The sequence below is a fragment of the Arenimonas sp. genome, from assembly GCF_044348765.1.
Lineage (GTDB): Bacteria > Pseudomonadota > Gammaproteobacteria > Xanthomonadales > Xanthomonadaceae > Arenimonas.
The window spans coordinates 1-4,393 of sequence record NZ_JBIKSE010000095.1 but is presented as its reverse complement, the minus strand read 5'-3'; the positions used below and the strand labels follow the sequence as shown (position 1 = coordinate 4,393).

4 protein-coding genes are annotated in these 4,393 nt (G+C 34.6%); all 4 read left to right on the top strand.

Features of this window, described 5'->3' with window-relative positions:
• Positions 1–550 (top strand): hypothetical protein (locus tag ACIQ0Q_RS09025; protein WP_395772609.1); only part of this gene is annotated, 550 nt, incomplete at its 5' end.
• A gap of 52 nt (positions 551–602) precedes the next feature.
• Positions 603–1,922 carry a DNA methyltransferase gene (locus ACIQ0Q_RS09020; protein ID WP_395772608.1) on the top strand — a complete coding sequence of 440 codons (1,320 nt, stop codon included), beginning with the start codon at positions 603–605 and terminating at the stop codon, positions 1,920–1,922.
• Positions 1,923–2,112: 190 nt separating this feature from the next.
• The gene (locus ACIQ0Q_RS09015; RefSeq protein WP_395772607.1) at positions 2,113–3,231 is read left to right on the top strand and encodes a hypothetical protein; all 1,119 of its coding nucleotides are present in this window, start codon (positions 2,113–2,115) and stop codon (positions 3,229–3,231) included.
• Between the two features lie 25 nt (positions 3,232–3,256).
• Positions 3,257–4,393, top strand: a 1,137-nt coding sequence (locus ACIQ0Q_RS09010) for a hypothetical protein (protein ID WP_395772606.1), incomplete at its 3' end; no start/stop codon positions are given.

Here is a 4,393-nt window from a genome sequence, read left to right as displayed (position 1 = left end):
ATACTGGTACAAAAATGGTATGGCACTAGGAAGTGGTAGAGGTAAAATTGCTTCATTGAATAGTTCTGATGAAAAAAAATTATTTGATTTAATTAAAAAGTGGAAAAATAATGACTCAACTGCACAAGATAATATCAAACAACTTTTTAAACAAAAAGGTAAAGTTGTTAAAAGTGAGTCAATAAAAGAAGATTCACCTTGTTGGAAAGGATATAAGCAAGTTGGTATGAAAAATAAGGGTGGTAGACAAGTTCCAAATTGTGTACCGGAAGGAGTAGTAAATGAAGCTGGTTTATATGGTGGTGTACCTAAAATGTATGTAAAATACTTAGCGGTACAAAAGAAAGTTAGAGAATTGGAAGATGCACAAAGAGCTATGGGTGCTAAATACTTTGCTGAAAAGAACCCAAAGAAAAAGGAAGCTATGATGCCACTTTTGAAAAAGGGAACTAATCAATTGGAAATGTATAGAAGAAATTTGGCAGATATAGAAAGAAAATATATTGATAATTTATATAAGGACGTAGAACAAAGTCCTGATTTCGAATAAAAAAGTATAAAGAAAGTTTGGTAATTCCAAACTTTTTTTGTATATTTGTGTTATGATTAAACCTTTCTCTATTTTAGATACTCGTTCTAAACAATGGCAAGAACGTAAAAGATGGTGGATTAACACCTACAATATCCAATCAGAATTGGGTAGAGAAAATACCCAAAGTAGAGCCCGTTTTTGGGAAGATAATACCGTTTCCATATTTGATGCTACACTTTGTGAAAAGATGTATGAATGGTTTTGTCCAGAGGAAGGTAGAGTATTGGACCCATTTGCAGGTGGTAGTGTTAGAGGTATAGTTGCAACTGAAATGGGATACATCTATAATGGTATAGACCTTTCGGATGAACAAATAGAAGCAAATAAAAAACAATCATCAAAACCAAATTGGATACAAGGAGATAGTGAGTGGGTAATAGATTCTATTCAGAATAAGACTCAGGACTTTGTATTTACTTGTCCACCTTATTATGATTTAGAAAAATATACAGACAACCCAGCTGACCTTTCAAATATGGATGAAGATTCATTTGATAAAAAATATTATTCTATTTTAAGAAAAGCAGCGGAAAAACTAAAAGATAATCGTTTCTTTGCAGTAGTTGTATCGGAAGTAAGAGAACAATCAACCACAGGAAATTATAAGATTGGAAAGTATAAAGGTTTGGTCTGGAAAACAATTAGAGCATGTGAAGAAGCTGGATTACATTTCTACAACGATATGATTCTATTTAATTCACAACACCAAGCATCAAGAGTTGTTGATACATACTTTGAAAGAAATCGCAAAGTGGCATCGGTTCATCAAAACATATTGGTATTCGTAAAAGGCAATCCTGATATTGCAACCGAATCTATTGTAAACGGTGATACGTTTAAATGTGTGGTTGATGGTAAATCTTATAGAAGTTTTAGAGAAGCTGCAATTGATATTAGTCCAAATGAATTGGTGGCAAGTGAAGTTGAGAGAAGATGCCGTTCTACTAAATCAAAATACAAAGATTGGCAAATCATTGGTGAAGAAACTAATCCAACAATTAAATACGAAATAGATGGAGTTCCTTTTGAGAACCCAAAACAGGTGGCGGATAAATTAGGAATATCAGAATCGGAAGCTAGAAACTACTTTGAATCAAATAATCCAGTATATCGTCATTGGAAAAAAGTTGAACGTAATGATATCAGTTACGATGAAATGAACGAATTACAATTACGTTCAAAAATAAAAATACACCTTCCAATAATTGAGTGTGAAGGAATTCAATTCTGCTCTCTTAAAGAGGCCGGAGAACATTTTGGGTGTTCGGATGAAAGAATCCGTCAAAAACTAAAAGATGATAAACACCCATCTTATATTTATCTTTTCTAAAAAATTCTTTAGAAAATTACGTTTTTATTAATTTTTATATATTTATTGATACAATAACGTATTTTATATACGTTTTTTTATTGGTAAAATGAATACTCTCGTTCTATGAGTAGTGACCAAAACGCCAATTAATAATTCTATTTAAGCTCACATTACAATAGCTTAAGAAATCCTAACAAATAAGGAAAAAATGGCAAGTTCAAAATTGTTGAAAGAAGCCATCGCTGATGCTAAAGCTGTTCGTGAAACTGCTATTGCTAACGCTAAAATCGCTCTTGAAGAAGCATTTACTCCAAGACTACAATCTATCCTTTCTAAAAAACTTCAGGCAGAAATGGCTGATGATGAAGAAGTTGAAGATAAAGTTGAAGAAAACAATGATGTATCAAGCGAAATTGGTGGTGGTGATAACAAACAACCAGCTGATAAAGCAAACAACGATGACACTGACCTAAGTGGTATTGCTAACCAATCTGCGGAAGTAGGTGGTGAAGTAGAAGACTACGATAAAGTTAAAGACCTTAATGAAGTTGAAGATGAAGCTTCTGCAGAAGATAAAGCAGAAGATGCAGCTGAATACCAATCAGAAGGTGAAGATGCTCCTGAATTTGGTGATGACGAAGAATCTGATGACGAAGACGAATTAGATTTAGAATCAATCATTAGAGAATTAGAAGCACAAATTGCGGGTGAAGAAGGTGATGAATATCACGAAGAAGAACCAGCAGTAGAAGGTGAAGAAGCACCGGTTGAAGAACCAGTAGCTGCTGAACCTGCAGTTGAAGCTGAAGAAGTTCCAACTGAAGAACCAGCTCACGATGAAGAAGAAATCGATTTAGATGAAATCTTACGTGAAATGGGATATGGTGATGATGAAGAAAAAGTTGAAGAAGCTGAAGAACCAAAGCATGATGAAGAAAAAGAAAAACTTCAAGCAGAATTGGCAGAAGCAATTTCTACAATCAAATCTTTAAAAGGCACTATTAACGAAGTAAATTTGTTAAACGCAAAATTACTTTACGCAAACAAATTGTTCCGTTCTTACAACTTAACTAACGAACAAAAAGTAAAAGTAGTTGAGAATTTAGACAGAACATCTTCTGTAAGAGAAGTTAAATTGGTTTACGCAACTTTAGCAGAAAGCATGAAGTTTACTGGTACTGAAAGAAAAGTAGCAGCTAAGAAGACAATGACCGAAGGTTTTGCTTCTAAGCCACAAGCTACAACAGCTCCAGCAAAAGAAATCATCGCTGAAAGCTCAAACGAATTAGCTAACCGCTTTAAGCAATTAGCTGGTATCGTAAAATAAACAATCCATAAAAAAATAAAATAAAATGGCAAATTTTGATTTAGGAAAACTTATGGAAGGCAAAAACCCACAAGCAGTAATGTTAGCTGAAACTCGTCAGTTAAAAAGCAAATGGGAAAAAACTGGTCTTCTTGAAGGTTTAAAAGAAAGAGAACAACACAGCATGGCTGTATTGTTAGAAAACCAAGCAAAGCAATTGCTTGATGAGGCAACTCAAACTGGTACTTCTACTGGTTCTGAAGAGTGGTCTGGTGTGGCTTTACCGTTAGTAAGAAGAATCTTCGGTGAAATCGCAGCAAAAGAATTCGTAAGCGTACAACCAATGAACTTACCTTCTGGTCTTGTATTCTTCTTGGATTTCAAATATGGTTCTTCTCAAGGTGCTAACGGTCAGTTCGCTGGTAAATCACTTTTTGGTGGTACTAACGTAACTGGTTCTGCAACTAACTTTGGTAGAACTAATGCAGCTGAAAATGGTCTTTATGGTGAAGCTAGATATGGCTACTCTGTAAACGATGCATCTGCAGCTTCTTTAACTACAACTGCAGCTACAGCTTCTTGGGCTGATGTAGGATTTGACGCTTCAATCTCTGCTTCAGTAGCAGCTGGTAGAATCATCAAATTAACAGTTTCTAAAGCAGGTGGTGCAAACCAACTTCCTACAACTGTTGATTCTGAAGCAGTTCGTTCATTCAACGTTACTGCTATCGGTGCTGGTACTTTAAATTCAAACATCAACGAATTTAACTATGTATCTTCTAACAACGTAGTATTGTTTGTTTCTGCATCTAACGGTGTAACAATCTCTACTTCAACTGTTGTTTATTCTGAGCAACCAGTATCTTACGATAGAGGTGACTTCGAAGACCAAACAGCTAACAGTGCAGGTAACACAACAACTGCATTAGATATTCCTGAAATTGATCTTGAATTAAAATCAGAGGCTATCGTTGCTAAGACTCGTAAGTTGAAAGCAGTATGGACTCCTGAATTAGCGCAAGACTTAAACGCTTATCATTCAATTGATGCAGAAGCTGAATTAACTTCTATGTTATCTGATTACATCTCTTTAGAGATTGATTTAGAAATTTTAGATATGTTAAAAGCTAACGCATTAACTACTGAATACTGGTCAGCAACAATTGGTGAAGAATACTTAAAC